At 65.5% G+C, this 20,271-nt stretch carries 22 protein-coding genes, 1 tRNA gene and 1 riboswitch; of the genes, 13 read left to right on the top strand and 10 right to left on the bottom strand.

Annotation, left to right across the window (positions count from 1 at the left end):
- Positions 1–441 precede the first annotated feature (441 nt).
- From AB5K84_RS41675 to AB5K84_RS41665, 3 genes are all read left to right on the top strand, one after another.
- Positions 442–1,650, top strand: coding sequence for an aspartate aminotransferase family protein (locus tag AB5K84_RS41675; RefSeq protein ID WP_038965252.1), 1,209 nt, complete (start codon positions 442–444; stop codon positions 1,648–1,650).
- Positions 1,650–2,573, top strand: a complete 924-nt coding sequence (argF, locus tag AB5K84_RS41670) for an ornithine carbamoyltransferase (RefSeq protein WP_011083918.1) — start codon at positions 1,650–1,652, stop codon at positions 2,571–2,573. The genes AB5K84_RS41675 and argF overlap by 1 nt, the downstream gene beginning before the upstream one ends.
- 158 nt (positions 2,574–2,731) lie before the next feature.
- Positions 2,732–3,739: an Hsp33 family molecular chaperone gene (locus AB5K84_RS41665; protein ID WP_011083919.1), complete on the top strand. Its 1,008-nt coding sequence runs from the start codon at positions 2,732–2,734 to the stop codon at positions 3,737–3,739.
- A gap of 218 nt (positions 3,740–3,957) precedes the next feature.
- On the opposite strand, the gene apaG is transcribed toward AB5K84_RS41665, so the two are convergent.
- Positions 3,958–4,350, bottom strand: coding sequence for a Co2+/Mg2+ efflux protein ApaG (apaG, locus tag AB5K84_RS41660; protein WP_028172741.1), 393 nt, complete (start codon positions 4,348–4,350; stop codon positions 3,958–3,960).
- 196 nt (positions 4,351–4,546) lie between these two features.
- Between apaG and AB5K84_RS41655 the strand changes: the two genes are divergently transcribed.
- Genes AB5K84_RS41655 through AB5K84_RS41645 form a run of 3 tightly spaced genes read left to right on the top strand, consistent with a single transcriptional unit; the run spans position 4,547 to position 7,569 of the window.
- A complete protein-coding gene (locus AB5K84_RS41655) occupies positions 4,547–5,794 on the top strand; it encodes an OpgC domain-containing protein (protein WP_011083921.1) in 1,248 nt (415 codons plus the stop codon).
- Positions 5,794–6,573, top strand: a complete 780-nt coding sequence (locus AB5K84_RS41650) for an SGNH/GDSL hydrolase family protein (RefSeq protein WP_011083922.1) — start codon at positions 5,794–5,796, stop codon at positions 6,571–6,573. The genes AB5K84_RS41655 and AB5K84_RS41650 overlap by 1 nt, the downstream gene beginning before the upstream one ends.
- A 12-nt stretch (positions 6,574–6,585) precedes the next feature.
- Positions 6,586–7,569 (top strand): SGNH/GDSL hydrolase family protein, encoded by a 984-nt coding sequence (locus tag AB5K84_RS41645; protein ID WP_038965253.1) that lies wholly within the window; start codon positions 6,586–6,588, stop codon positions 7,567–7,569.
- 126 nt (positions 7,570–7,695) lie between these two features.
- Here the strand turns inward: AB5K84_RS41645 and AB5K84_RS41640 are convergent, their stop codons facing one another.
- Complete coding sequence (locus tag AB5K84_RS41640; RefSeq protein ID WP_038965254.1) at positions 7,696–8,883, bottom strand: O-succinylhomoserine sulfhydrylase; 1,188 nt, start codon at positions 8,881–8,883, stop codon at positions 7,696–7,698.
- A gap of 74 nt (positions 8,884–8,957) precedes the next feature.
- A riboswitch (SAM riboswitch) is annotated at positions 8,958–9,037 on the bottom strand.
- Positions 9,038–9,117: 80 nt separating this feature from the next.
- Between AB5K84_RS41640 and AB5K84_RS41635 the strand changes: the two genes are divergently transcribed.
- From AB5K84_RS41635 to AB5K84_RS41625, 3 genes are all read left to right on the top strand, one after another.
- Positions 9,118–10,254 carry a 2'-deoxycytidine 5'-triphosphate deaminase gene (locus tag AB5K84_RS41635; protein ID WP_011083925.1) on the top strand — a complete coding sequence of 379 codons (1,137 nt, stop codon included), beginning with the start codon at positions 9,118–9,120 and terminating at the stop codon, positions 10,252–10,254.
- A 192-nt stretch (positions 10,255–10,446) separates the two neighbouring features.
- Positions 10,447–11,499, top strand: coding sequence for a hypothetical protein (locus tag AB5K84_RS41630; RefSeq protein ID WP_011083926.1), 1,053 nt, complete (start codon positions 10,447–10,449; stop codon positions 11,497–11,499).
- A gap of 347 nt (positions 11,500–11,846) precedes the next feature.
- Entirely contained in the window at positions 11,847–13,286 is a 1,440-nt protein-coding gene (locus AB5K84_RS41625; protein ID WP_011083927.1) for an MATE family efflux transporter, read from the top strand.
- On the opposite strand, the gene AB5K84_RS41620 is transcribed toward AB5K84_RS41625, so the two are convergent.
- The 7 genes from AB5K84_RS41620 to AB5K84_RS41590 all read right to left on the bottom strand — a co-directional run bounded on the left by AB5K84_RS41620 (position 13,283) and on the right by AB5K84_RS41590 (position 17,111).
- Positions 13,283–13,783, bottom strand: a complete 501-nt coding sequence (locus tag AB5K84_RS41620; protein WP_038965258.1) for a hypothetical protein — start codon at positions 13,781–13,783, stop codon at positions 13,283–13,285. The genes AB5K84_RS41625 and AB5K84_RS41620 overlap by 4 nt on opposite strands.
- Before the next feature lie 113 nt (positions 13,784–13,896).
- Entirely contained in the window at positions 13,897–14,298 is a 402-nt protein-coding gene (locus AB5K84_RS41615) for an SRPBCC family protein (protein ID WP_038965260.1), read from the bottom strand.
- A gap of 124 nt (positions 14,299–14,422) precedes the next feature.
- Positions 14,423–14,782, bottom strand: coding sequence for a VOC family protein (locus AB5K84_RS41610; RefSeq protein ID WP_038965261.1), 360 nt, complete (start codon positions 14,780–14,782; stop codon positions 14,423–14,425).
- Between the two features lie 119 nt (positions 14,783–14,901).
- Complete coding sequence (locus AB5K84_RS41605) at positions 14,902–15,180, bottom strand: hypothetical protein (RefSeq protein WP_011083930.1); 279 nt, start codon at positions 15,178–15,180, stop codon at positions 14,902–14,904.
- Between the two features lie 12 nt (positions 15,181–15,192).
- Positions 15,193–15,552 carry a hypothetical protein gene (locus AB5K84_RS41600; protein WP_038965259.1) on the bottom strand — a complete coding sequence of 120 codons (360 nt, stop codon included), beginning with the start codon at positions 15,550–15,552 and terminating at the stop codon, positions 15,193–15,195.
- A gap of 130 nt (positions 15,553–15,682) precedes the next feature.
- Positions 15,683–16,522, bottom strand: a complete 840-nt coding sequence (locus tag AB5K84_RS41595; protein WP_011083931.1) for a helix-turn-helix transcriptional regulator — start codon at positions 16,520–16,522, stop codon at positions 15,683–15,685.
- 10 nt (positions 16,523–16,532) lie between these two features.
- Positions 16,533–17,111 (bottom strand): methylated-DNA--[protein]-cysteine S-methyltransferase, encoded by a 579-nt coding sequence (locus AB5K84_RS41590; protein ID WP_011083932.1) that lies wholly within the window; start codon positions 17,109–17,111, stop codon positions 16,533–16,535.
- Positions 17,112–17,285: 174 nt separating this feature from the next.
- Here AB5K84_RS41590 and AB5K84_RS41585 point away from each other — a divergent pair.
- Positions 17,286–17,359, top strand: a tRNA-Gly gene (locus AB5K84_RS41585).
- 89 nt (positions 17,360–17,448) lie between these two features.
- On the opposite strand, the gene AB5K84_RS41580 is transcribed toward AB5K84_RS41585, so the two are convergent.
- Positions 17,449–18,441 carry an alpha/beta fold hydrolase gene (locus AB5K84_RS41580; protein WP_011083933.1) on the bottom strand — a complete coding sequence of 331 codons (993 nt, stop codon included), beginning with the start codon at positions 18,439–18,441 and terminating at the stop codon, positions 17,449–17,451.
- Positions 18,442–18,616: 175 nt separating this feature from the next.
- Between AB5K84_RS41580 and AB5K84_RS41575 the strand changes: the two genes are divergently transcribed.
- From AB5K84_RS41575 to AB5K84_RS41565, 3 genes are read left to right on the top strand one after another with little or no spacing between them, the layout of a single operon-like run.
- Positions 18,617–19,198 (top strand): helix-turn-helix domain-containing protein, encoded by a 582-nt coding sequence (locus AB5K84_RS41575; protein WP_063921603.1) that lies wholly within the window; start codon positions 18,617–18,619, stop codon positions 19,196–19,198.
- Positions 19,198–19,710, top strand: a complete 513-nt coding sequence (locus tag AB5K84_RS41570; RefSeq protein ID WP_162494049.1) for a GNAT family N-acetyltransferase — start codon at positions 19,198–19,200, stop codon at positions 19,708–19,710. Before AB5K84_RS41575 ends, AB5K84_RS41570 begins: the two co-directional genes overlap by 1 nt.
- 2 nt (positions 19,711–19,712) lie before the next feature.
- The gene (locus tag AB5K84_RS41565) at positions 19,713–20,177 is read left to right on the top strand and encodes a GNAT family N-acetyltransferase (protein ID WP_038965264.1); all 465 of its coding nucleotides are present in this window, start codon (positions 19,713–19,715) and stop codon (positions 20,175–20,177) included.
- Positions 20,178–20,271 lie beyond the last annotated feature (94 nt).

The raw sequence follows: 20,271 nt of genomic DNA, 5'->3' as shown, positions 1-20,271 counted from the left end.
TCGCCGTGCGGCTGCCATCCTGGCGCCTCGCGGCGAATGCCTAAGCCTCGAAAAACCCGTGCCGTCAGAATCCCTTAAGGCTCGCCGGGCGCGCCGATAACGCCCGAACGTCTACGCCGGTACATGAGGACTTAGAGGATCAGAAACACTGCACGAGATGTCGTATCTGACAAGCCAAACGCTACAATATGGCGTGACTCACGCGCAAGAGTCCGCCGACTCGCTTCCACATGTTCCGTGGCGAAAACCCCGCAATTTCGGCTCCGCAAGACTACGGATTCAGCGTTTCGCGAGGCTTTCGGGCGGCATTGACACCGGTTTCACCAGGCATAAGATAGTGTCACGTGCCGCCCTTAAAAGGCGGCACGTTTCGTTTTCCGGGCCGGTCAATGGTGCGCTGCGTGAGCGTGTTCAGGCCGTCCGCAACATCAAGTGATCGTCATGACTAACAGCGCAGCGCCGCATTTGCTTCCCGTTTTCGCCAGATCCGACCTCGGTTTCGAGCGCGGCGAAGGCTGCTGGCTGATTGCGACCAATGGCGATCGCTATCTCGATTTTACCTCGGGCGTCGCCGTGAACGCGCTCGGCCATGCCCATCCCGCGCTGGTCAAGGCGCTGCAGGAGCAGGCCACAAAACTCTGGCACATGTCGAACCTGTTCCAGAGTCCGGACGGCGAGAAGCTCGCGACGCGCCTGTGCAATGAAAGCTTCGCGGACTTCGTGTTCTTCTGCAATTCCGGCGCCGAGGCGCTGGAAGGTGTGATCAAGCTGGTCCGCCATCATCACTTCTCCAAGGGGCATCCGGAACGTTACCGCATCATCACCTTCGAAGGCGCCTTCCACGGCCGCACGCTGGCGACGCTGGCTGCGACGGGATCTGCAAAATATCTCGAAGGGTTTGGTCCGCCGATGGATGGCTTCGACCAGGTCCCGCATGGCGACATCGAGGCCGTGAAGAAGGCAATCGGTCCGCAGACCGCCGGCATCCTGATCGAGCCGATTCAGGGCGAGGGCGGCGTGCGTTCCGCAACGCCTGCGTTCCTCAAGGCATTGCGCCAGCTCTGCGACGAGAAGGGCCTGCTGCTCGCCTTCGACGAGGTGCAGACCGGCATGGGCCGCACCGGCGATCTGTTCGCGCATCGGCGTACCGGCGTCACACCTGACGTGATGTCGCTGGCCAAGGCGCTCGGCGGCGGCTTCCCGATCGGTGCGATCCTGGCCACCGCGGACGCGGCGGCCGGCATGGGTCCCGGCTCGCACGGCTCGACCTTCGGCGGCAATCCGCTCGCGATCGCGGCGGCGAATGCCGTGCTCGACGTCATGCTGAAGCCCGGCTTCTTCGATCACGTGCAGAAGATGTCGCTGCTGCTCAAGCAGAAGCTCGCCTCCGTGATCGACCGTCATGGCGATGTCGTCAGCGAGGTGCGCGGCGAGGGCCTCCTGATCGGCATCAAGGCCGTGGTGCCATCAGGCGATCTCGTCGCGGCGCTGCGCAACGAGAAGCTGCTCACGGTCGGCGCCGGCGACAATGTCGTGCGTTTCCTGCCGCCCTTGATCGTCACCGAAGCCGAGATCGAGGACAGCGTCGGGCGGCTCGAACGCGCCTGCGCCGCGATCTCGTCCAGTCAGACCAAGCGGGCGGCAAGCTGATGAGCAAGTCGCCGAAGCACTTCCTCGATATCAACGAGCTCCCGCTGTCGGAGCTCAAGAGCATGCTCGATGCCTCCTCCGCCATGAAGGCGAAGCAGAAGGCGCATCAGCCGGTGAGGCCGCTCGAAGGCAAGACGCTGGCGATGATCTTCGAGCGCCCGTCGACCCGCACGCGGGTGTCGTTCGACGTCGCCATGCGCCAGCTCGGCGGCGAGCCCATCATGCTCACCGGCGCCGAGATGCAACTCGGCCGCGGCGAGACCATCGCCGACACCGCGCGCGTGCTGTCGCGCTATGTCGATGCCATCATGATCCGCATCCTCAACCACGACGCCCTGCTCGAGCTTGCGGCCAACGCGACCGTGCCCGTCATCAACGGCCTGACCCGGCGCTCGCATCCCTGCCAGGTGATGGCCGACCTTCTGACCTATCAGGAGCACCGCGGCCCGATCGAGGGCCGGACGGTGGCCTGGACCGGCGATGACAACAACGTGCTGGCGTCCTGGGCGCATGCCGCGGAGCGCTTCAAGTTTCAGCTCAACGTCGCAACGCCTCCGGAGCTTGCGCCGAAGAAGGCGATGCGCGACTGGATCAAGGCTTCAGGCGCGCCGATCATGCTCGGCACCGATCCGGAAGCCGCCGTGCGCGGCGCCGATTGTGTCGTCACCGACACCTGGGTGTCGATGGGCGACAAGGAAGGCGAGCACCGCCACAACGTGCTCAAGCCCTACCAGGTCAATGCCAAGCTGATGTCGCTGGCCAAGCCCGACGCGCTGTTCATGCACTGCCTGCCCGCCCATCGCGGCGAGGAGGTCACCGACGAGGTGATCGACGGCCCGCAATCGGTCGTGTTCGACGAGGCCGAAAACCGCCTGCACGCGCAGAAGGGTATTCTGGCCTGGTGTTTTGACGCGGTGAAGTAAGTTTGGGGTAGGCTTGGCGGCCGCCTCGCATGCAACTGTCGTCCTGGCGAACGCCAGGACGACGCGGAGGTTGCCGTCCTTGCATACGTCCATTCTGCATTGCCGGATGCAGCCGGAACCCCTTCCATTTCCCACCCACCGACCCCAGATAGACGGCCATGGATTCCCAATCCCCTGACATGAAAACCAGGCCAGAAGGCCCGGTTCGCGCACCATCAGCGGTTCCGATCGACGACGCCGTGCTGCCCTACGAGGTCGACGCGCTCGACGTGCGCGGCCGGCTGGTGCGGCTCGGTCCGGCGCTCGACGACATCCTGACCAAGCACGATTATCCCGCGCCCGTCGGCAAGCTGCTCGGCGAGGCCATCGTGCTGACGACGCTGCTCGGCTCGGCGCTGAAATTCGAGGGTCGCTTCATCCTCCAGGCCCAGACCGACGGCCCGGTGTCGTTCCTGGTGGTGGACTACAAGGCGCCGGACCAGCTTCGCGCCTATGCCCGATTTGACGCCTCGCGCCTGGGCACGGCGAAGGATTCCGGCGCGCTGCTCGGCCGCGGCCATCTCGCCATGACCATCGACCAGGGCCCCGACATGAGCCGCTACCAGGGTCTGGTCGCGCTCGACGGCGGCAGCCTCGAAGACGCCGCCCACGAATATTTCCTGCGCTCCGAGCAGATCCCGACGCGCGTGCGTCTTGCGGTCGGCGAGGAGTGGCGCTCGAACGACGGCGGCAGGCATCGCTGGCGCGCCGGCGGCATGTTGATGCAGTTTCTGCCGAAGGCGCCGGAGCGCGCGCGGCAGGCGGACTTGCATCCCGGCGATGCGCCCGAGGGCGCCGAAGTGCACGCCGTCGCCGAAGATGACGCCTGGGTCGAGGCGCGCTCGCTGGTCGAGACCGTCGAGGACGTCGAGCTGATCGATCCGGAACTGTCCGGCGAGCGGCTGCTCTACCGCCTCTTCCACGAGCGTGGCGTGCGCGTATTCAAGCCGCTGGTCCTGAAGGCGCAATGCTCCTGCTCGCGCGATGCGGTCGCCGCGATGCTGAAGAGCTTCTCGCCGGACGATCGCGCCGCGATGGTCAAGGACGACAAGGTCGTTGTCACCTGCGAGTTCTGCTCGTCGGTGTACGATTTCACGCCCGATGAGGCGGGCGTGGAGGACGCGTAACTCTATCCTCCGTCATTGCCAGCGCAGCGAAGCAATCCAGAGTCTTTCCGCAGTGGCCGTCTGGATTGCTTCGCTGCGCTCACAATGACGACGGGGAAGCAGCCTGCCAAGTGCTCGGACATCGTAGGGTGGGCAAAGCGTAAGCGTGCCCACCATCTTTCTGCGTCACCACCGAAATGGTGGGCCCGCTTCGCTTTGCCCACCCCACGGCCCCGCCCCTAGTTCAACACCCGCTTGTTGTCCGGGCTATCCAGCGAAAACGTCGGCACGTCGATCTCGAAGCGTTCGCCGCTTTCGCTGACCATCTGGTAGCGGCCGGTCATGAAGCCGGAGGCGGTCGAGAGCGGCACGCCGGAGGTGTATTCGAAGCGCTCGCCGGGGGCCAGGGTCGGCTGCTCGCCGACCACGCCCTCGCCCTTCACCTCCTGCTGGCGGCCGGTGGCGTCGGTGATGATCCAGTGCCGCGTCTTGAGCTGCACGGTCTCCTCGCCCGAATTGGTGATGACGATGGTGTAGGACCAGAAGTAGCGGGAGCGGTCGGCCGACGACTGTTCCGGAACAAAGTTCGGCTCGACGGTCACTTCGATCTGGCGGGTCACGGCGCGGTACATGGCTGCCATCATAACGAAAACCCGGCCGGGAACCAAACGCCGCAAGCGGCTTTCGCGACATCGTCCCGCCAGAATTCGCGGAGAAAGACACCCCAAAGAAAGACACCCTTATGTGATCCGGCCGCTTTGCGAGACGACGGCCGGACCGGTACAATCCTTATAACGTCGCGATTTGTGTGAGGGTTTCCAGGCCCCGATGACCATTGCGGACCAAGTGACGGGATCGACGATCGCGGGGGCCAAGCCTGCGGATGCAAAGCCGCGTGCGGCCGCGCCGGCCATCTCGCTGCCCGCCATCGGCGAGCGCGAGCTCCGGCTCGACCTGTTCCGCGGCCTCGCGCTGTGGCTGATCTTCATCGACCATCTGCCGTCGAGTCTTTTGACCTGGTTCACGATCCGCAATTACGGCTTCAGCGACGCCACCGAGATCTTCATCTTCATCTCCGGCTACACCGCCGCCTTCGTCTACGGCCGCGCGATGCTGGAGAGCGGCGTCGTCATCGCCACCGCGCGCATCATGCGCCGGGTCTGGCAGATCTATGTTGCCCACGTCTTCCTGTTCACGATCTTCCTCGCCGAGATCTCCTACGTCGCGACCAGCTTCGAGAACCCGCTCTACACTGAAGAGATGGGCATCATGGACTTTCTCAAGCAGCCCGACGTCACCATCGTGCAGGCGCTGCTGTTGCGCTTCCGTCCCGTCAACATGGACGTGCTGCCGCTCTACATCGTGCTGATGCTGGCGCTGCCTTTGATCCTGTGGTCGATGAAGTGGAAGCCCGATGTCACGCTCGGCCTCTCGGTCGTGCTCTACGCGGTCACCTGGGAATACGACCTCTACTTCTCCGCCTATCCGAACGGCTTCTGGGCGTTCAATCCGCTGGCCTGGCAATTGCTTTTCGTCTTCGGTGCATGGTGTGCGCTCGGAGGTGCGCGGCGCATGTCGCGTATTCTGGCTTCACCGGTGACGATGTGGATCGCGATCGCCTATATCGTCGCGGCGTTCTACGTGACGCTGACCTGGTATGTGCCGCAGCTCTCGCATCTGATGCCGAAGCGGCTCGAGCAGTGGATGTATCCGATCGACAAGACCGACCTCGACGTGCTGCGCTTCACGCATTTCCTGGCGCTGGCAGCGCTCACCGTGCGCTTCCTGCCGCGCGACTGGCCGGGCCTGAAATCGCCCTGGCTGCGGCCGCTGATCCTGTGCGGCTCGCATTCCCTGGAGATCTTCTGCCTCGGCGTCTTCCTGGCCTTCGCCGGTCATTTCATCCTGGCCGAGGTCTCCGGCGGCGCCGTCATGCATGCGGTGATTAGTCTCTCCGGAATCCTGATCATGTGGGGCGTGGCCTGGGTGATTTCGTGGTACAAGCGCGTAGCTGACAAGAGCGGTGCGAAAACCAAGAACGCCGTCGGCAACGCCGATCTGGCGGGAGGGGGCTGATGAAGGCGAAGGTTCTCCTGAGCCTGATCCTGCTATGCGGTGGCCTCGCCGCGCCGTCGGCGCGCGCGGAGGATGCTGCGCCGCCCGCTCCGGCCGCGCCCGCAGCCTGCGAATTGCCGTCCTATCTGCTCACCAGCGAAAGCCAGCTTCCCAAGGTCGCCGACGCCATCAAGGCCGGCAAACCGCTCGAAATCCTGGTCATCGGCAGCCGTTCGACCACGATTCCGGCCTCCGAGGACGCTTCCTATCCGGCACGCATGCAGGTCATTTTGAAGGACAAGCTGTCGCCATCGGAAGTTGTGCACGTCTCCGTAGAAATACAGAGCAAGAAGACGGCAGAGGAGGCGGCCGCCAGCTTCGTTAAGCTGATGGAAGCAAAAAGGCCTACTTTGGTCATCTGGCAGACCGGGACCGTGGATGCTATCCGAGCAATCGATCCCGACGATTTTCGCGGTGCGGTGACCGGAGGGGTTTCCGCATTGCAAAATGCAGGGGCTGACGTCGTGTTGATGAACTTGCAGTACAGCCCGCGTACCGAAACCATGATCTCGGTGCCGCCCTATCTCGACAATATGCGGGTGGTGGCACAGGAGCACGACATCCCGCTGTTCGACCGTTTCGCGATCATGCGGCAGTGGAATGATCAGGGTCAGTTCGACCTGTTCAGCCCGTCCCGCGGGCCTGAGCTCGCGAAACAGGTCCACGATTGCCTTGGCCGGGCGTTGGCACAGTTCGTGATCGACGCAGCCCATCTGGGGCCGGCCCAGCAGCAAAATTGAGGTCTAGTGTTAATGAGTTCTATCCGCCCTTTTTGCCTGACGTCATGGCTGGCTGCACCCGTGGCGGCGGCGCTGCTGTTGCTGACTCCTGTTTCGCAGTCGCGCGCGCAGGCGCAGGCAACGCCCGCGCCCGCGCAGGCCGCTAATCCCGCTCCGGCATCGCCCTCCCAGACCACCGTCGCCGCGACGTCTCCCGAACAGCGCAGCATCACCGCGCGCGCCATCGACAAGGTGAAGCAGGTCGCGAAATCCGCCGGTGATGTCTTCAACCGCGTCCCCTGCCTGCCGCCGAAGGGCGGCGCGAAGGCGATGGGGTCGCTGCCGCATGTCGCAAGCAAGCTCGTCGCCGGCAAGCCTGTCGTGATCGTCGCGTTCGGCTCGTCGTCGACCGCCGGCTACGGCGCAAGCTCGCCCGATTTCAATTATCCGAACCGTCTTGCGGCGCAGCTGCGCCGGCAATATCCGACCGCGGACATCACCGTCATCAATGCCGGCGTCGGCGGCGAGGACGCGCCCGAGATGATGAAGCGCCTCCAGAAGGAGGTGATCGACGTGCATCCGGACATGGTGATCTGGCAGGTCGGCACCAACGCCGTGCTGCGCAATCTCGATCCCGGCGACACCGCCAAGATGGTCGAGGACGGCATCGCCCGCATCCAGGCCGCCGGCGGTGCCGATATCGTGCTGGTCGATCCGCAATATTCGCCGGCCGTCAACCAGCGCAAGGAGAGTGCCGGCAAGATGGTGAAGCTGCTCGGCAAGGTCGCCGAGCTCCGTCACGTCGGCATCTTCCCGCGCTTCGAGGTGATGCGCGACTGGCACGAGAATCAATCGATCCCGGTCGAGAGCTTCGTGATTGCCGACGGCCTGCATATGAACGATTGGGGCTACGCCTGCTTTGCCCAGCTCCTCGGCGACGACATCATCCGCTCCGTCGGCCAGATCAAGCTCGGGGTCAACGTGCCCGGGGACGTGCGGGCGTACCGGCCGATGTAGTTCGGCTGCGTAGCCGTAGGGTGGGCAAAGGCGCGCTCTTCGCGCGCCGTGCCCACCATCTATCGCCAGCTCGGTGGTGAATGGTGGGCACGCTTCGCTTTGCCCACCCTACGGAGCTCGATCGCCTCACGCCTTCTCCAGCGCCGCCGTCAGATCCTCGATCAGATCGTCCGCATGCTCCAGCCCCGCGGAGAAGCGGATGAAGCCCTCGCTGATGCCGAGCGCGGCGCGGTCTTCCGGCTTCAGGCGCTGATGCGTCGTGGTCGCCGGATGGGTGACGAGGCTCTTGGCGTCGCCGAGATTGTTCGAGATCTTCGCAAGCTTGAGCTCGTTGAGCACGCGGAACGCGGCCGCCTTGCCGCCCTTGACCTCGAAGCCGACCAGCGTCGAGCCGCCGCGCATCTGCTTCTTCACCAGCGCTGCCTGCGGATGATCGGCGCGGCCGGGATAGATCAATCGCGAGATCTTCGGATGGCCGGCCAGCACTTCCGCAACGCTTGCCGCGGTGTCGGTCTGCGCGCGCACGCGCACGGCCAGCGTCTCCAGGCCCTTAAGCAAGACCCAGGCGTTGAACGGCGAGATCGACGGCCCGGTCTGGCGCATGAAATTGTGGAGGTGCTCGGCGACGAAGGCTTCCGACGACAGGATGATGCCGCCGAGGCAGCGGCCCTGGCCGTCGATGTGCTTGGTCGCGGAATAGACCACGACGTCGGCCCCGAGCGCGAGCGGGCTCTGCCAGATCGGCGTCGCAAACACGTTGTCGACGACGAGCCGCGCGCCGCCCTTGTGCGCGATCTCGGCGATGCCGGGGATGTCGAGCACGTCGAGCGTCGGGTTGGTCGGGCTCTCCAGGAAGAACGTCTTGGTGTTCGGCCGCAAGGCCCGCTGCCACTGGTCGAGATCGAGGCCGTCGACCAGCGTGGTTTCGATGCCGTAGCGCGGCAACAGATCCTGAATGACGTAGAGGCACGAGCCGAACAGCGCGCGGGAGGCGACCACGTGGTCGCCGGTCTTCAGCGGCGCCAGGATCGCGGTCGTCACAGCGGCCATGCCGGTCGCCGCCGAACGCGCCGCTTCGGCGCCTTCTAGCTCGATCATGCGGCGCTCGAACATCGAGATGGTCGGGTTCGAATAACGCGAATAGATGAAGCCGGGATCCTCGCCCTTGAACCGCGCCTCGCACTCCTCGGCGCTGTTGTAGACGTAGCCCTGGGTCAGGAACAGCGCCTCCGACGTCTCGCCGAATTGCGAGCGCAGGGTGCCGGAATGGACCAGGCGGGTTTCGGGACGGTAAGTGGCAGGCGACTTCGACATAGGTACCTCCGACATGACCGTCTCGTCGAAAACGGTCACAAAAAAACCGGCCTGGATATATCCACGGGCCGGGATCACAGAGGTCCCCGGCCTGTTTAGCGACTTATTTAACGTGGCTGCAAGCCGGCCGGCTCAAATCACCACGGGATAAGTGATGCTCATATTCCGCAATGGCCTTTCCGTCAAGGCGTCCATCGGATAGCCGTAAAAGGCTAGTATTTCCCGCACGTCCGGATGCGTTTGACCCCTGACGAGGACCCCCGGTTGAGCTTCACGATCGCCGCCGACGCCAATGGTATCCTGCCCGACCGCATGATCGCGGCGATGGCGGAGGCGGGCCTCATCCTGCCCGCATACGATTTCGTCGAAAGCCAGATCCAGCCGGCGAGCCTCGACCTCCGCCTCGGTGACATCGCCTATCGCGTCCGCGCCAGCTTCCTGCCTGGTCCCGGCGCCACGGTGGCCGAGCGCATCGACGAATTGAAGCTGCACGAGTTCAGCCTTGCCGACGGCGCGGTGCTGGAAACCAACTGCGTCTACATCGTGCCGCTGCTCGAGAGCCTGGCGCTGCCGCCGGAGATCGTCGCGGCTGCGAACCCCAAGAGCTCCACCGGCCGCCTCGACGTCTTCACCCGCGTGATCGCCGACGGCACCCGCCGCTTCGACATGATCGGCGCCGGCTATCACGGCCCGCTCTATGCCGAGATCAGCCCGAAGACATTTCCGGTGCTGGTGCGCGAGGGCTCGCGCCTGTCGCAGGTGCGCTTCCGCACCGGTGACGCCATCCTCAATGCCGACGAGCTCGATGCGCTGCATGCGTCCGAGCGCCTCGTCGACATCGACGATGCCGATCTGGCCGGCGGCGTCGCCGTCTCCGTCGATCTCTCCGGCGAGAAGGCGAGCGGCTTCGTCGGCTACCGTGCCAAGCGCCACACCGGCGTCGTCGATGTCGATCGCCGCTCCGGCTATTCCGTCGAGGACTTCTGGGAGCCGATCTCGGCCCGGCCCGACGGCAGCCTGATCCTCGATCCCGGCGAGTTCTACATCCTCGCCTCGAAAGAGGCCGTGCAGGTGCCACCCGACTTTGCAGCCGAGATGGTGCCCTTTGATCCGCTGGTCGGCGAATTCCGCGTGCACTATGCCGGCTTCTTCGATCCCGGCTTCGGCTATGCCGGTGCCGGCGGGTTGGGATCGCGCGCCGTGCTGGAGGTGCGCTCGCGCGAGGTGCCGTTCATCCTCGAGCACGGCCAGATCGTTGGCCGCCTCGTCTACGAGAAGATGCTCGCCCGCCCCGACGCGATGTACGGCCAACGCATCGGCTCGAACTACCAGGCGCAGGGCTTGAAGCTCTCGAAACATTTTCGGGTGTAGCGACATCTCCAACTGTCATGCCCCGGCTCGACCGGGGCATCCAGTACGCCGCGGCGTCTCGATTCAATCATAACTGTCTCTGGAATACTGGATCGCCCGGTCTTCGCCGGGCGATGACACCGAGTCTGTGGCTGGTTGCGCCGCCCCAGCCGCGATGACACACTCCCGTAAAACAACAAGCCGGGAGCGAACATGACCGCCGCAGCTGACTCCGCGCAGGAAGCCCAATGGAAGCGCTGGCGCGCGGTCGCCGATCTCTATCACGCCTATTTCACCGGCCTTATCCTCACCGTCGTCACGCGGCGCGGCACCGCGGATGCCGCGGAGTTCGTCTTCCGCGTGTTCCGCCGTCAGCAGCAGGAGCGCTTCCTGCCGGGGCTGGAAAAGCTCGGGCTCAGCCATCTGCCGCCGGCGGTCGCGGCTGCGCAATATCACTACCTCTCCAACTGGCTCGGCGGCGTGCATGTCGAATACATGTATGAGAGCGACGTCAAGGCCTGGATCCGCTATCCGCCGCCGCGCTGGATCTGGAAGGGCACCGCGATCTGCGGCGTGCCGGGCGAAGTCTCACGCGCGATGCTGCGCGGCTGGCACGCCAATAACGGGGTTGCGCTCGGAGATCTTCACCTCGGCTTCGTCTGCACCAAGCAGAGCGTCGACGGCCAGGACGGGCTCGAAGGCTATTATCATCAATACGACCATCCGCTCGAACTCGACCAGCGCCTGGTGTTCGCGCGGCATCTGGAAGCGCCGCCGTTCGATGCGAAGACCGCGCCGGCGCTGCCGGTCGCGAGCTGGCCGAAACCGCGGCTTGAAAAAGCCTATCGCAACTATGCGATGGAATATGTCCGCACCGCCGCGCCCGTGATGGTGCAGCTGTTCGGCCCGGAGGACGCCGGTTATCTGCTGCATCTCACCGGCAAGCTGATCGGGATGCAGTATTTCGACGAGGCCGCGGCCGCACTCGCGACGAGCCGCGGCGGCGCGAGGGAATTCGCATCGTTCCTGAACGCGCTGTTCGCTGCCCAGGACGACAATGCTGAGATGACGCAGTCCGAAGGCACCTTCGAAATCCGCCAGCAGAGCTGGAAGCTGATGGACGACGTCGCTGATTGTCACCGCGCCTGCGCCAAGGTGCTGGAGGGATTGTTCGAGGGATTGGCTGCCGGCTGCGGCCGGCATATCGGCATCCGCATGCGCCCGGCCGCAGGCGGCCGTCCGCCGCTGGTCTGGACGATTGGGTGACGAGAACGGCGCGGCCACTTCGCCTCTCCCCGCGTGCGGGGAGAGGCCGGATTGCATCGAAGATGCAATCCGGGTGAGGGGGACTCTCCGCGAGTCCAACTCGCATCGTTTTCGCGGACGCGGCCCCTCACCCCAACCCTCTCCCCGTAAGAACGGGGAGAGGGAGACGAGAGACCGCAATTCCACGGGCTGAAATGCGCTGCCGCAGGGCACGCCTGCATCAGGCGCAGGAGGAATCGGCAATTGCCGTGCTAACAAGCCTCTCGCTGCGCCTTCTGCGCGAAGAAATTCATTGGCACATCTAGTCATTGCCGCGCCGCAAATGGCGCTCGTGCCCGGGAGAGGACATGTCCGACATCGCCGAAATCCCGGTCGATGAACAAGAGCGCCCGCCGCCTCCGCGGCCGGTGAGGAGCGCGCTGATGGACGGGCCGATCCTGCGCACGCTGCTCGGGCTTGCCTGGCCGAACGTGATCGCGCTCTCGGCCGGCACCTGCACGGTGATCGCGGAGACCTCCTATATCGGCCGGCTCGGCGTCGAGGCGCTGGCCGCGATGGCGCTGGTGTTCCCGACCGTGATCCTGACCATGACGATGTCGGGCGGCGCGATGGGCGGCGCGGTGGCCTCCGCCATCGCACGCGCGCTCGGCGCCGGCGACCGCGAGCGCGCCGGCACGCTCGCCGCGCATGCGCTGCTGATCGGCATCACGTTCGGTCTCGTCTTCATGCTGGGCATGCTGATCTTCGGGCCCAAGGTGCTCGAGATGCTCGGCGGCCGCGGCGATGTGCTGACGCACGCGATCGCCTACACGCAGGTGTTTTTCGGCGGCGCCGTGCTGCCCTGGCTGCTCAACACCATGGCGGGCGTGCTGCGCGGCACAGGCAATATGAGGCTGCCCTCGTTCCTGATCCTCAACTCCGCGGCCTGGCAGATCGTGCTCGGCGGCACGCTGGGTCTCGGACTCGGACCGGTGCCGCAGTTCGGCATGCGCGGCGTCGCGGCCGGTGCGCTGATCGCCTATTGCATGAACATCGGCGTCATGGGCTGGTACCTGTTCTCGGGCCGCGCGCGCGTCGTCCCGAAGCTGCGCGGCCTGCGCATCCAGTGGGCCATGTTCTTCGACATCCTGAAGGTCGGCGCCATCGCCTGCTTCTCGCCGCTGCAATCGGTGCTGACGATCTCGATCTTCACCCACATGCTGGCGAAGTTCGGTACCGCGATCCTCGCCGGCTACGGCATCGGTGCGCGGCTCGAATTCCTGCTGACCTCGATCGCGTTCTCGTTCGGCATCGCCTCGGTGCCGATGGTCGGCATGGCCGTCGGCGCCGGCCGCATCGCGCGCGCCCGGCGCATTGCCTGGATCGCGGGTGCGAGCGCATTCGTCGCCGTCGGTGCGCCGGCGTGCCTAGTCGCGCTCTTCCCCGATCTCTGGGTCAACATCTTCACCGACAGCGCGACCGTCCGCGCGGCCAGTCACCAATATCTGTCGACGGTGGCGCCGTTCTACGCCTTCATCGGGCTCGCCTCGACGATGTATTTCTCCTCGCAAGGCGCGGCCAAGGTGATCGGCCCGGTGCTGGCGCAGACCGCGCGGCTGATCTACATCTCGGCGACCGGCTGGTGGCTGTCGACACATGAGGCGACCGCGCAGAGCTTCTTCTGGCTGGCCGCGAGCTCGATGGTCGTGCTCGGCCTGCTGTCGTGCTCCAGCGTGGTGCTGACGCGCTGGGGACCGCGCAAGAGCAAGCCCGCGATCAGGCCGGCTCTCTCAGGCGTCGCGGATTAGCGATGCTTGTGGCGGCGATGGCCGCCACCGCCGCCGACATTGGCGAGCCGCATCAGCTGCGGGATCATCGCCATCATGTCGCCGCCACTGGTGCCGCCGAGCATGCCCATGATGTCGCCGCCGCCCATGCCCGTTGGCATATAGCCGCCTCCGCCCATCGGGCTGTAGCCGCCATAATTGGGCGCACCAAAGCCGCCGCCGAGATTGCTGCCGCCGAGGCCACCGCCGCCCATCATGCCGCCGAAGCCGCCGCCACCATTCTCCATCATGCGGCTCATCATCGGGCCCATGGTCTGCATCAGCATGGCGAAGCGGCGCTTGCCCATCTTCGCCTTCATCATCTCCAGCATCGGCGCCATCTGGGTCATCATGTCCTCGCCGCCGGCGCCTCCGCCGCCACCGAAGCCCGCGAGCTGCGCCTCCGCCGGCGTGCTCGCGACCGAGAACAGCAGCAGCACGACGGCCGCCTGGCAGATCACCTTGTCCGCACCTCTCATGGCATGCTCCTCGCGTGCGTGGCTTCGCCGGGAGAGCGGAGCCAACCGGACGCACGCGGACATGGTTACGGCCGAGGAGGCGAGGGCTCTGTGAGAAAAGTCACAGAGGTCAGTCAGGCGGCCGCGGCTGGAAACGCCTTGTGCATGGCGGCGACGGCTTCCTTCGTCTGCCCCTGGACATACGGCGCAAGCTCGTTCGGCAGCATGTCGATGATCCAGACCAGGCGGCACAGCGCATCGCCCTCGGCGATCACCTGCACCGAGGCGCTGTAGTGCTTCAGCCGCTCGTTGTTGATGGCATAGACGAGGCGCTGCCGCGCATCATTGCAATCGACCAGCACCTCGCGCGCGACGGAGCCGTTGGCGAAGGTGACGATGCGTGCATCGCCATCGAGCGTGCAGGCCGTGACGAAGCCCGGCACCAGCCGCTGATGCAGCGCGCCGAAATCGCGCACCGCGTCCCAGACGTCGCGCGCAGAGGCGTTGAGGGGAATGTCGTTGTGGATGGAGGCCATGAAGGTGTCCTTGGTTGAAGGGGTCGTAGGGTGGGCAAAGGCGCGCTCTTCGCGCGCCGTGCCCACCATTCATCGGCACCGTCGCACGTGGCACCCTACGAATGCTCGTGCGTGGGGCGCTTGCTCACACGCAAACCGCCTCGACATTGTTGCCGTCCGGATCGATCAGAAACGCCGCATAATAGGTCGGGCTGTAGTCCTTGCGCGGGCCCGCGCCGCCATTGTCGTGTCCGCCGCTCTTGAGGCCCTCGCTGTGGAACGCCTTGACCGCGTCATGATTCCCGGCGCGAAACGCGATATGCGCGCCGTCGGCCTTCCGCCCCTTGTTCAGGTGCAGCCACAGCGCCGGCGCGCCCTTCGGCCCGAAGCCGGCATAGCCGTCGCCGCTCGAGCACAGGACGTAGCCGAGCGGCGCCAGCACCGCGGTGTAGAAGCGCGTGGCGGCATCGAGATCGGCTACGCGAAGTCCGATGTGGTCGTACATGTTCGTCTCCATTGCAAAGCGCGCCGCGCGTGGCGCAGGCCGGAGACGAACCTAGTCAATTGAGGGCAAACCGCTCTTGGAGAATCTTGCGCATCTCGCGGAACGGTTGGATCGCGATGCTAGACCGGGTAGCGCCATTTCAAGGCGCGGCGCAGCAGCAGGATAATGACGGTCAGGATGCCTACGAGCGGCCAGAAGAGCCATGGAATCGGTCCCTGATGCCCGAGATGAACCATGTACAGGACCAAGCCGAGCAATGTCATTGTGAGCGTCGCGGCCGACCAGTACAGCGGCGAGCGCAGCATTCCGGTTGCGGCATGCTCGCTGGCTTGTTCGTGAACTCGCCTCGTAACCCAGACGAAGAGCGCGAAAACGCCGATGGTCAAAACCAGTCCCATGGCGGCGCCCGGCTAGTTCGCCGGTGCCTCCGCCTGCCAGCGGACCACCCGTTTCAGGTGATAGACCTGCACCCACATATTCGTTCCAATCACGCTGATCGTCGCGACGATCAGGGCTGTGAGCTTCTGCGGTGCATGAAGGGCGAGGACGAGCAGGAACATGGAAAGGGCCGCCGTGACGCCGAAGCTGAACCAGAGCCCAACGAGGCGTGGTGCAAACCAGGCCGGCTGACCGTCGGTGTCCCACTGCATCGGAATCCTGCGCGAGCTGATCTGGCGGCCGTAATAGACGGCACAGCCCGCGATGAAGGCGAGGCCGACGACAAGCGCGATCAGCGTGGCCGCAATCACGTCAATCGAGGTCCTGTCCATTTGCCGGCTCGCCGCCTTGAAGGAGCGCCAAATCGCCCTTCGGTTGTAATACCGCGCGGGGTACCGCAAGTGCCAGTGCATCGCACCCGTCTGGTCAACAGACTGTTACTGGCGAAGCGGCCCGTGTGTCTCAGTTGAGGACGAGTCGTTCCCCGAAGATCCTGCGCTCGCCCTTCGACGCCTGCCGGAACTTCGTCGGCGACACGCCGGCGGCGCGATGGAAGGTGCGGACGAAATTGGAGAGATCGCCGAAGCCGACGTCATAGGCGACGTCGGTGACCGCGATGTCGTCCTCGGTGAGCAGGCGCGCGGCGTGCCGCAGCCGCGAGCGCACCAGATATTGATGCGGGGTGACGCCGAGCACGGCCGAGAACAGCCGCAGGAAATGGAACGGGCTCAGTCCCGCGTGCCGCGCGGCCTGTTCGAGGTCGACCTCGGCATGCGAGTTGGCGTCGATCCACAGCGCGGCTTCGACTGCGCGGCGGCGGTCGCGTGCGGTGGGCGTGGCTGGCTTGCGCGCCTTGCCCGAGACGACGTCGACGAAACGGCCGGCGAGGATCTGGCCGATCTCGTCGAGGCCCAGGTCGCTGTTGCCATCTGCCGCCGTCTGGGCGAGCTCGCCCAGCACCATCAGCTCGGGCAACGGCGGTGTCGCGCCGACCTTCCAGATCTCGTGCCGTCCCCCGAGGGCATCGACCAGGTCCTCGCTGAAGAAGAAGCCCAGGCAGACGTCGCCGCTGACATGCTCATGCGTGCAGGTGTATTCCTCGCCGGGGGCGCCGACCAGAATTGAGCCTGCCACCAGTTCGAAGAAGCCGGCGCGGCAATGGCAGCCGAAACTGCCGGAGCGGACATAGGCGATGGAATGCCCGGTGCGGCACTCCGCGAACGGCGTGTCGTCCGGCCCCGCATCGCAGCGGAACTCGGAGACCGTGATCGAGCGTGTCGTCAGCAGCGTGGTCGCATCCATGCGACCTTATCTAGGTGGGCGCCCGAGGCGGGGCAACGGGCAGCAACACCTCGAACAGCGTCTTGCTGGCGACGGGATGGGCACCCTCGAGCGCCAGCAGCCGCCGCTTGGAGATCACCCCGCCATAGGGCGAGAGACGGTCTGTGTAGTTGCCGGCCTCCAGCACCCGGTGGCAGGGCACGATCAGCATGTAGGGATTCTTCGCGACCGCCTGCGCCACCGAATGCGCCGCGCCGGAGGCCCCCAGCGCCTTGGCGATCTCGTGATAGGTGCGCGTCTCCCCGCGCGGGATCGTGCAGGTGTACTCGTAGACCCGCCGGTTGAAGCCGGGCACGCCGCCGGCATCCAGGCTGACGTCGGAAAAATCGGGATCGCTGCCCTGCAGCAGGCCCACGATGCCCTCGATCGCAAGCTCGGCATTCAGCGGAGGCTGCTGCTCGCGCGCACCGGGATGGACTGCGAAAATCCGGCGGCGGGTGTCGATCTCCCGCGCCTCCGGCAATTGCACGGCCACCACGCCGGTGCTGCTCCAGATGATGCCGCAGCGCCCTATGGCCGTATCGAATATCGTATAGCCACGCCCCACCATGCACACGCCCCACTCAGTGCACGTCACTCCCCCGACAGCTTGATCATAACACCGCCACAATCCGGCGCACCCAAAATCTTGCCAGGACGTTAACAACCGTCCGGCTGGGTGCGCCAAACCGCTTGGCGAGACGCGCCGTCTCGGCTAATCAGGACGGGCGTGAGCAGCGCATCCGCGGGCGTAGTTCAATGGTAGAACGGCAGCTTCCCAAGCTGCATACGAGGGTTCGATTCCCTTCGCCCGCTCCATCCTGCTTCGCGCGAAGGCGCTTCGCAGGATTTCCATTCTTCGGCAACGCGATGCAGGATGCCCTTCGAAGCTTTAGCGGAGAAGGGTGCTAACCTGGCAAGCTCCGCAAAAATTCGACGATCGCTGCGTTCACCTCCGTGGGCCGCTCCTGCTGCGTCCAGTGCCCACAGCCCGGCAGTATCTTGATCTCGCGCAGTTGCGGCACGAATTGCTTCATGTTGGCGAGATGCTCGGCGGCGCCGGGGAAGGCGATGACCATGTCGTGGTCGCCGGCGATGAAGAGCGAGGGCACCACCACCTTCACGCCCTCGAAGGCCCCCATCAGCTCCCAGTTGCGATCGATGTTGCGGTAGTAGTTGAGCGGCCCGCGAAACCCGCTGCGGGCAAATTCGGCGCTGTAATAGTCGAGGTCGGTGGCGCTGAGCCACGACGGCAGCGGCACCTGAACCTTCGGCAACATGCCGTCCTTGCGCGAGACCATGCCGACGCCGACGGTTCTGCCGGCGCGCTCGGCGCTCGCGCGGATTGCCGCCGCCCCTTCGCCGGAACCGCCATAGAGCATGGCGCCGAGCGTTGCGCGCGGATCCCGTTCGAACTCCGCTTCGGCGACCCCCGGCTCCTGGAAATACAGCTGGTAGAACTGCGCATCTGCCGTCTGCGGCATGACACTCGTCGGCCGCGCCTCGCTTCGCGGCCGATAGGGCACGCTGAGGATCGCGGCGGCGCGGAAGCGATCGGGCCGCAGGCGCGCCGTGTGCCAGGCGATCGTCGCGCCCCAGTCATGCCCGACGATGACGGCGTCCTTCACCTCGAAGGCGTCGAGTACGCCGACAAGATCGCCGACCATGTGGAGGATCGTGTACTGGTCGATCGCCTCGGGCCGGTCGCTCTTGCCGTAGCCGCGCATGTCGGGCGCGACCGCGTGGTAGCCGGCCGCCGCCAGCGCCTCGAGCTGATGCCGCCAGGAGTACCAGCCTTCCGGAAAGCCGTGGCAGAGCAGCACCATCGGCCCCTTGCCCTGCTCGGCGACGTTGAGGCTGATACCGTTGGCCTTGATCGTCCGTTGCGTTGGCTCGCCCATCTCGTCGCCTCCGGATCATTTGTGATTGGGGCGCATCCTAACCGACCCTACGAGCTCTGCGAAGATTCTAATATATTAGACTGCCGCTCACGGCGTTCGCCTCCGTCCGCGCTAAGCTCCCTCTCACCCTGATGGGTGGTGCGGTCTGTGGCCGGGCAATGTTCGGATGAAGACCATGGACCAGCAGAAACTCGACCGTGCGATCGGTCGTCGCTTGAAGACCCTGAGGACGCAGGCGGGCATGACGTTGAACGAACTCGCAGGCCGCTCCGGCGTCAGCCGGGCCATGATCGGGCGGGTGGAGCGGGCGCAGAGCAGTGCGACGGCGGCGCTGCTCAACAAGCTCTGTGCGGCGCTCGACGTCACGCTGAGCGACGTCGTCGCACTCGCGGAGAAGCCGCCCGAGCGGCTGATGCGGCTTGCCGACCAGCCGCATTGGCGTGATCCCGACAGCGGCTACCGCAGGCGCCATGCCTCGCCGCCGGATGCGGCAAGCGGCATCGAGATCATCGTCGTCGACCTGCCGGCCGGCGCGCGCGTCTCCTACAGCCCCTGGGGCCGCAACGCCTTCACCCAGCAGCTCCTGATGCTGGAGGGCGCGGTCTGCGTGCATATCGACGCCAAGACGGTTCGCTTGCGCGACGGCGACTGTCTCGACTTCGACGTGATGCGTGCGGTGACCTTCGAGAACGAAACCAGACAGGACGCGCGCTACGTCATCATCACGCGGCGCGGCACTTCTTACGGGAAAATGTGATGTCGCTGATCGTGCGGGACGCAACGCTCGAGGATGCCGAAGATATTTTGGCCATCTACAACCATGCCGCGATCAACACCACGGCGGTCTGGACCGACGGCCCGGTTGATCTCGATTCGCGGCGCGCGTGGATCCGCGCGCGACGGGAAGCCGGCTACCCCGTTCTGGTCGCGATGAAGGGCAGGGATGTGGTCGGCTTCGCGTCCTTCGGCGATTTCCGTCCCTGGCCCGGCTATCGCCACACGGTCGAGAATTCCGTCTATGTCGACGAGCGGCATCATCGCGCGGGCATCGGCCGCGGCCTGATGGTTGCGCTGATCGAGCGCGCCACGGCGCTGAACAAGCACACGATGGTCGCCGCGATCGAGGCCTCGAATTCCGCCTCGATCGCGCTGCACGCCTCGTTCGGCTTTGCCGAGGTTGGCCGTATGCCGGAGGTCGGCTGCAAGTTCGGCCGCTGGCTCGATATGGTCCTCATGCAGATGCGGCTTTCCAGCGGAGTGAGGCCGTGACGATGCAGATCCGTCCCGGCGACACTTTCGATCCGCGCGTCGTCGCGCTGCTCGATCATCACGTCACGGCGGCGCGGGCGCAGACCGCGCCGGGCAGCGCCCATGCGCTCGATCTCGCCGGCCTTCGCGCGAGCGACGTCGCGTTCTGGACCGGCTGGGACGGCGAGACGCTGGTCGCGACCGGCGCGCTGAAGACGCTTTCGGCCACCCATGGCGAGGTGAAGTCGATGCACACGCTGCAGACCACGCGGCGGCGCGGCTTTGGCGGCGAGATGCTCCGCCACATCATCAGTGAAGCCCGCGCGCGGGGCTTGACGCGGCTCAGCCTCGAGACCGGCTCGTGGGACTATTTCAAGCCGGCCCACGCGCTGTACCAGGCGCATGGCTTCGTCCTCTGCGGCCCGTTCGAGGGCTATGTCGAGGACCGCAACAGCCTGTTTCTGACGCTGGATCTGAGCGGCCGCTGAGCTCTCCGGCCGACTGCCGCAGTGCAACCGGGGGCCGAAAATTCTTTCGCGCCCCTCAAAATGAGTTGCGTACCTCAAAAAACCTCTGCTAGCC

This window comes from Bradyrhizobium sp. 1200_D9_N1_1, assembly GCF_052075915.1.
GTDB lineage: Bacteria > Pseudomonadota > Alphaproteobacteria > Rhizobiales > Xanthobacteraceae > Bradyrhizobium > Bradyrhizobium diazoefficiens.
Note: the sequence above shows the minus strand (reverse complement) of the source record. Positions and strands in the feature narration are given on the sequence as shown.

Coding starts and splice junctions, on each gene's coding strand:
- AB5K84_RS41675 (WP_038965252.1), top strand. CDS start 442: ATGACTAACAGCGCAGCGCCGCATTTGCTTCCCGTTTTCGCCAGATCC.
- argF (WP_011083918.1), top strand. CDS start 1,650: ATGAGCAAGTCGCCGAAGCACTTCCTCGATATCAACGAGCTCCCGCTG.
- AB5K84_RS41665 (WP_011083919.1), top strand. CDS start 2,732: ATGGATTCCCAATCCCCTGACATGAAAACCAGGCCAGAAGGCCCGGTT.
- apaG (WP_028172741.1), bottom strand. CDS start 4,350: ATGTACCGCGCCGTGACCCGCCAGATCGAAGTGACCGTCGAGCCGAAC.
- AB5K84_RS41655 (WP_011083921.1), top strand. CDS start 4,547: ATGACCATTGCGGACCAAGTGACGGGATCGACGATCGCGGGGGCCAAG.
- AB5K84_RS41650 (WP_011083922.1), top strand. CDS start 5,794: ATGAAGGCGAAGGTTCTCCTGAGCCTGATCCTGCTATGCGGTGGCCTC.
- AB5K84_RS41645 (WP_038965253.1), top strand. CDS start 6,586: ATGAGTTCTATCCGCCCTTTTTGCCTGACGTCATGGCTGGCTGCACCC.
- AB5K84_RS41640 (WP_038965254.1), bottom strand. CDS start 8,883: ATGTCGAAGTCGCCTGCCACTTACCGTCCCGAAACCCGCCTGGTCCAT.
- AB5K84_RS41635 (WP_011083925.1), top strand. CDS start 9,118: ATGCGTTTGACCCCTGACGAGGACCCCCGGTTGAGCTTCACGATCGCC.
- AB5K84_RS41630 (WP_011083926.1), top strand. CDS start 10,447: ATGACCGCCGCAGCTGACTCCGCGCAGGAAGCCCAATGGAAGCGCTGG.
- AB5K84_RS41625 (WP_011083927.1), top strand. CDS start 11,847: ATGTCCGACATCGCCGAAATCCCGGTCGATGAACAAGAGCGCCCGCCG.
- AB5K84_RS41620 (WP_038965258.1), bottom strand. CDS start 13,783: ATGAGAGGTGCGGACAAGGTGATCTGCCAGGCGGCCGTCGTGCTGCTG.
- AB5K84_RS41615 (WP_038965260.1), bottom strand. CDS start 14,298: ATGGCCTCCATCCACAACGACATTCCCCTCAACGCCTCTGCGCGCGAC.
- AB5K84_RS41610 (WP_038965261.1), bottom strand. CDS start 14,782: ATGTACGACCACATCGGACTTCGCGTAGCCGATCTCGATGCCGCCACG.
- AB5K84_RS41605 (WP_011083930.1), bottom strand. CDS start 15,180: ATGGGACTGGTTTTGACCATCGGCGTTTTCGCGCTCTTCGTCTGGGTT.
- AB5K84_RS41600 (WP_038965259.1), bottom strand. CDS start 15,552: ATGGACAGGACCTCGATTGACGTGATTGCGGCCACGCTGATCGCGCTT.
- AB5K84_RS41595 (WP_011083931.1), bottom strand. CDS start 16,522: ATGGATGCGACCACGCTGCTGACGACACGCTCGATCACGGTCTCCGAG.
- AB5K84_RS41590 (WP_011083932.1), bottom strand. CDS start 17,111: ATGGTGGGGCGTGGCTATACGATATTCGATACGGCCATAGGGCGCTGC.
- AB5K84_RS41580 (WP_011083933.1), bottom strand. CDS start 18,441: ATGGGCGAGCCAACGCAACGGACGATCAAGGCCAACGGTATCAGCCTC.
- AB5K84_RS41575 (WP_063921603.1), top strand. CDS start 18,617: ATGGACCAGCAGAAACTCGACCGTGCGATCGGTCGTCGCTTGAAGACC.
- AB5K84_RS41570 (WP_162494049.1), top strand. CDS start 19,198: ATGTCGCTGATCGTGCGGGACGCAACGCTCGAGGATGCCGAAGATATT.
- AB5K84_RS41565 (WP_038965264.1), top strand. CDS start 19,713: ATGCAGATCCGTCCCGGCGACACTTTCGATCCGCGCGTCGTCGCGCTG.